This is a genomic window from Dehalobacter sp. (assembly GCA_023667845.1).
GTDB lineage: Bacteria > Bacillota > Desulfitobacteriia > Desulfitobacteriales > Syntrophobotulaceae > Dehalobacter.
Map to the genome: position 1 here is coordinate 1 of JAMPIU010000068.1, position 5,998 is coordinate 5,998.

The 5,998-nt window shown below is 42.9% G+C and carries 3 protein-coding genes; all 3 read left to right on the plus strand.

Annotation, left to right across the window (positions count from 1 at the left end; genetic code table 11):
- Positions 1–242: 242 nt before the first annotated feature.
- Positions 243–1,355 carry an FmdE family protein gene (locus NC238_05350; GenBank protein ID MCM1565365.1) on the plus strand — a complete coding sequence of 371 codons (1,113 nt, stop codon included), beginning with the start codon at positions 243–245 and terminating at the stop codon, positions 1,353–1,355.
- A 389-nt stretch (positions 1,356–1,744) separates the two neighbouring features.
- Positions 1,745–4,987: a TIR domain-containing protein gene (locus NC238_05355; protein MCM1565366.1), complete on the plus strand. Its 3,243-nt coding sequence runs from the start codon at positions 1,745–1,747 to the stop codon at positions 4,985–4,987.
- Positions 4,988–5,493: 506 nt separating this feature from the next.
- Positions 5,494–5,998 (plus strand): hypoxanthine/guanine phosphoribosyltransferase (gene hpt, locus NC238_05360; GenBank protein MCM1565367.1); only part of this gene is annotated, 505 nt, incomplete at its 3' end.

Genomic DNA, 5,998 nt, shown 5'->3' on the forward strand with positions numbered 1-5,998 from the left:
ACTTCTTTTCACTACTTTATCTTGCTTATTTTCTTAACTTCTATTTCTTTTTTTATATATCTTATAATCCATTCTCAGCGTTAACAAAATCCGAAAGTTTTATGTAACACACTTACATTCAATTGTAACACTAAAAAATACTATAGATGAATTTTGTCTTATTTATTAAATAAGATTTTCTGGCAAGTATTATTATAGCCAGACCATGAAGGCATCGGTTTAATTAATGTGGAGAAAAAAGCATGATAAAAGCATGTATGACAAATCTAGGGAGAACCAGCATAAAATTCATTTATCTTGTTTTCCTGACAGCCCTTGTTTTTTCTCTTGGATCTGTTCCAGGGATGGCAGCTGAAGATTGTAACTCGAATTTGATGGCTCAGGTCTTTTCTGCAGCCGAAGCAGATCTCGGAGTTGTCGGACCAAACACACTTATTATTACGGATATAGGCTCTCCTGCAGAGTCTTATGTTTTCCTGGATGATTTCTACTCAGAGTTTTATGACAGGGACCTTCTGTACACAAAAAATCTCCTCACTGTCCAGAACTCAAGGAATAATCCTCTATGGTTTGCATTCTTCGATAAGTGCAGCGGGAACTGTACTTATATCGAGGTTTCCTATGAAAACGAAAGTAAAATTAGCTACAAGGTAACGGAAAACATAAACTTTGATACACTTTCGAAAACCGAGAAATCGAGAGATGCGTGGAGTGAAAAGGTAAATTCGACGGTATTTGACGGGCGCGAGTTTGCTATTCTTTCAATTTCGAACGCCTGGGCTACCGGAAAGCTCGACTATGAGCTTATGCAGTGCCTGGAACTGCACAATCATTTCTGTCCAGGGGTTTCCAGCGGTTACGTGCTTGCAAACTGGATGGAAGAAAACTACCCGCTTAAAGAAGGCGTGAGTTACACGGTTTTCTCTTGCCCTAACTGGTGCAAAGACGATGTTTTCGTAAAGCGCTGGGATGTGACTCCGGGCACAGGAGGTATCTGGGTCTCTTCATTAACGGATAACGAAACAGAAGCTTTAGGTGGTTCTCCTGCAGGTATTTTTGTTGTCAAGGATAAAAATGCCGGAACTATGAAAGCAGTAGTTCTCGGGTTTGATTTTGATGTTGTCAATGCGAACTCTGGTGCAAAAGCCGATGATCCAGGATGGGTCTCGAAGTATTTAGCGGACCTCTGGCTTATGGATCAGAAAAATTGGGACACAAAGGGACTAGTTTCGGTAATTTCAGTGACGGATATTGATGCCGATACCCTGGACGAAATGAAGCAGGCAGATAACAATCCTTATGTAGTTCTCGGGCTGCTTGATCCGATAAATAATACTAAACCCTCGAAAAACTGAGCTAGTGGAACAGGCAATTAAACTAATTGATCTAAATCCCACACAAAAAGTTTAATCAAGTATGTTTGAGGATTCCAGTAATCCTCATATTTTCCTCTTTCTCTTCCTTTTTTATTTTTTTCATCGTTTTTCCTGAGTTTATTTGATCTTTCGTAATTATCCAACCATGTTTTTATTCTGAATTATTTTTCTGCGTTTATATAATATTCAGATATTTTTATTAGTATGGAAGCGCGGAGGGTCACGAATACCCCTTCCTTTTTTTCACATGTTTTTGCCCTGAAAATGAATTGTCGGACAGCCTGTTTAGGGTTGGGTGGCCTCCCGCAATTTGATTTTTACTGAATTCTAACTGGTATCGATAAATCCTACTAAAAGATACAATAATTTTGATAATTTTAGAAAATCTTAATAAAGAGCAAGCAAATCCTATGCTCATGAATGATAACTTTGTTGAAAAATGGCAACGCGCCGATGAAGAGGTACGAAAAAGCCTCCCGCCGGGCGTAAAGCTTGTGCACACGTTGCGAGGACACACAGGCTACATTGGACGTATCGCGTGGTCGCCGGACGGTCGGATACTAGCTTCGCCGTCGAAAGATAAGACTATCTGTCTTTGGAACACAGTGACTGGCGAGTGCATGCGCACGCTTGAATACAATACCGAGAATATCCAATGTGTTGCCTTTGATCCCACAGGCCATATTCTGGCCAGCGCCAGTGGTACCAATAATGTAGAGTTGCGTGAGGTTGATACTGGAGAAGTTCGTCTAACATTAGAATGGGGAGGCTCCAGGATCTGGGCCATTGCCTTTAATCAAGAAGGTGACACTCTAGCCATCGCCGGTGAAGATTGCGCGAGTGAGCTGTATGATGCCGGTTCTGGAGAGTTGCTCTGCCAGTTGGAGGGACAGAAATCTGCTTTAAACCTCGCATTTGATCCTGCGAGGAACGCACTCGCCAGCTTCGGAGAGGACCGGAAACTAAAGCTATGGGATCCAACCACAGGTAAAGTACTTCTTCGGATGCAAGGGCACCAAAGTAACGTAATCCTTCGGATGCAAGGGCACCAAGATAATGTATATAGCCTGGCTTTTGACTCACTAGGGCAATTGATAGCAAGCGGAAGTGAAGACCGGACGATCAAATTGTGGTATTTGAATAATAAAAGACTAATTAGTACGCTAGAAGGACATAATAGTTCCGTGAATAGTATAAGTTTTTGTACAAATAGTCTAGTGCTTGCATCAAAAGGGGGTGATAACTTAGTTTGCTTATGGCACGCCGATACAGGCGACTGCATAGCAAAAATTCCAGAACCTTCTTCGGATAGGTGGCCCCCAGGTTTAGCTTTTCATCCACGACTGCCACTTCTTGCCACGGTCGGTTCGGACCCTAGAACTCCCCCAAACAACTGCGACCGTGTTATCCATATCTATGAACTGGATCTTGCCGTCCTTTGTAATCAGCTAACTGTACCAAAGGTCACTTACACCAGCGCAAAGGTCGTGCTGGTGGGTGATTCTGGAGTCGGCAAGACTGGACTAGGCTGGCGTTTGGCACACGGAAAGTTCAAGGAGCATTCATCAACGCATGGACAGCAATTCTGGCTGCTTAATCAGCTCTGCAAAAAAAGGCGTGATGGCACGCAATGCGAAGCAGTGTTATGGGATCTTGCAGGACAGCCTGACTATCGATTAATCCACGCGCTGTTTCTTGATGATGCGGACCTAGCTCTTTTACTCTTCGATCCGGCCCGTGATGACGATTTGTTGAACGGTGTCGGATTCTGGCTGAAGCAATTGAAAGTTAAAGCCCAGCATTCCAGAGGAACACCTACAATTTTGATCGCTGCACGCTCAGACCGTGGTACGCCGCGATTGACAAATGAAGAACTTAATATCTTTTGTAAACAGCAAGGGATCAAGGCTTATATGCTCACCAGTGCAAAGTCGGGCGAAGGAATCGAGGAGTTGGTTCAGCAGATGCAGAATATGATTCCATGGGATGACAAACCGGCAACTATCACTACTGAGACTTTTAAACGAATCAAGGATTTCGTCCTCGATCTGAAAGAAATGAGTCACCATCGGAACATGATCCTGACACCAAACGAACTTCGTAAGCGCTTGCAAAAGACGGATCAAAATTGGAAGTTCAGCAATGCTGAGATGATGACTGCAGTCGGGCATCTTGAGAATCACGGATATGTGACGCGACTGAAGACCTCGCAGGGAGAGCCACGTATTCTGCTCGCACCGGAGTTGCTTAACAACTTGGCTGCATCTTTTGTGTTAGAAGCCCGTAGGAATCCGGAAGGACTCGGTTCACTTGAGGAACAACAATTGCTGTTAGGTGAATATAAGTTTCCTGAACTTGAGGAGCTTTCCGAGGCCGAGAAGGATATTCTGTTGGATTCAGTAGCCGTTTTATTCCTTGAACATAATATCTGCTTCCGCGAGACAAATCCACTGAATAATCGTGCTTATCTTGTTTTCCCTGAACTTATCAACATGAAGAAGCCAATGATTGGAGACGACACACCTATAGAAGATGGTGTAGCCTACACAGTGAGTGGCGCCGTAGAAAATGTGTATGCATCGTTGGTGGTTCTAATGGGTTACACTCAAGACTTCACCCGCACAAACCAGTGGCAGAATCACGCCCGCTACGAAATGGGAACAGGTCATGTATGTGGTTTTCGCTTGGAGGATGAGCGCGCTGGAGAACTGTATTTTGTATTATATTTTGGAGTGAATACTCCTGCCCCAGTGCGGATGCTGTTTCAGGGATTATTTGAGAACTTCTTGAGAGGCCGTAACCTTACAGTACAACGTATTGAACCAGTCTTATGTCCTAATGGACACACCCTAAACCGCTCAGTGGTTCGCGAACATATGTCATGTGGTGAAGAATTAGCCTTCTGCAATCGGTGCGGTGAGAAGATCACTCTGCCAAAATCCAATAAGCCGATTCATCTTACTAGGAAACAAGCGGAGGAAGTGGAAGCAAATCGCTGGGCAGCAGATCAACGCTCAAGATTCGAACAGGTTCTGTACCGCCTGAAATCATATGTAACGGATAAAGGAATTACCTCGCCTGAATGCTTCATCAGTTATGCGTGGGGAGTTCAAGACCATGAAAATTGGGTAGAACGGAGGTTAGCGATGGACTTGCAAAATGCCGGTATTATTGTAGTACTGGACCGATGGGAGAATGCGCGCATTGGTGCCAACGTGCCAAGATTTGTGGAGCGTGTCGGAAATACCGACCGAGTAATTGTAGTAGGCACATCGCTTTACCGGAAGAAATATGAGAATAATGAACCAATGCGGAGTTTCGTAGTCGCTGCAGAAGGAGATATCATCGGCAATCGGATGATAGGTACTGAAGCTGAGAAGGAGAGTGTACTGCCTGTTCTTCTAGAAGGTACCAGTAAGTCAGCCTTCCCACTATTGTTACAGGGCAGGGTCTATGCAGACTTCCGTAAAAATGAAGCCTACTTTGACGAGGTTTTTAAGCTCATCCTTAGCCTTTATCAGATTAAGCTCACTGATCCATTTGCAATGGAGTTGAAAGAATCACTGGCGAGCCGAAAGGAACTCGAAGTGTTCTCACCAAACAGAGTATAGGGCGACAGCTCCGTAAAAGGTAGCAGGTATCGAAAGTTCTCAAATACTATTTCCCAAAACTATATTAAGCACTAGTGTCGCGTCAATCTTCAAAGATTCACCGATTCCGAATAATTGCAATCGATTTTATATGACATTTTGCGGTTGACTCGACACTAGTGGAACAGGCAATTAAACTAATTGATCTAAATCCCACACAAAAAGTTTAATCAGGTATGTTTGAGGATTCCAGTGATTCTCATATTTTCCTCTTTCTCTTCCTTTTTTATTTTTGTTGTTCTGACATTTTCCGTAAATCCGTCTACCCTCTTATTGACATGTTCAGATCTTCGGCTTTTGATTGTTACATGCATATGGATTATAGGATAAGATTATAGAATTATTTATTACCTAAACGGAGTTCCTTATTAATAGCACGGGATTCTTTATTATCAAAGCAGGATTCCTTATTAATAACATAATTATTTACTTAGAGATATCGCAACAGCCAAAAAAGAGTTAGTACCATGCTTGAAAAACTGAAAACTTCACTAATTAATTCTCCTGTGATCAAGCGAGGAGAATACAATTACTTTATTCACCCAATCTCTGATGGTGTGCCATCCATAGATCCCCATATGGTTGAAGAGATAGCCGAATATATTCTCCAGATTACCGACATTAAAAAAGTTGACACAATTCTTACCATAGAGGCTATGGGTATTCCTGTCGCAAATGCTCTTTCTCTGAAAACGGGAATTCCTTTGACTATTGTTCGAAAGCGGCCTTATTTCCTTGAAGGAGAAGTAGAGCTGTCTCAGAGTACAGGGTATTCAAAAGGAGCTCTCTACATAAACGGGCTCAAGAAAGGGGACAGAGTAATTATCGTGGATGACGTCATAAGTACTGGCGGAACACTGATAGCTCTCGTAAAAGCCCTGAAAACTATGGGTGTAGAAATTCTGGATGTAATTTCCGTTATCGGGCGAGGAACCGGCTATTTACAACTGAAGGAACTTGGTATTGAGCCCA

Excerpts from the sequence above, each read along its gene's own strand:
- NC238_05350 (MCM1565365.1), top strand. The coding sequence starts at position 243 with ATGATAAAAGCATGTATGACAAATCTAGGGAGAACCAGCATAAAATTC.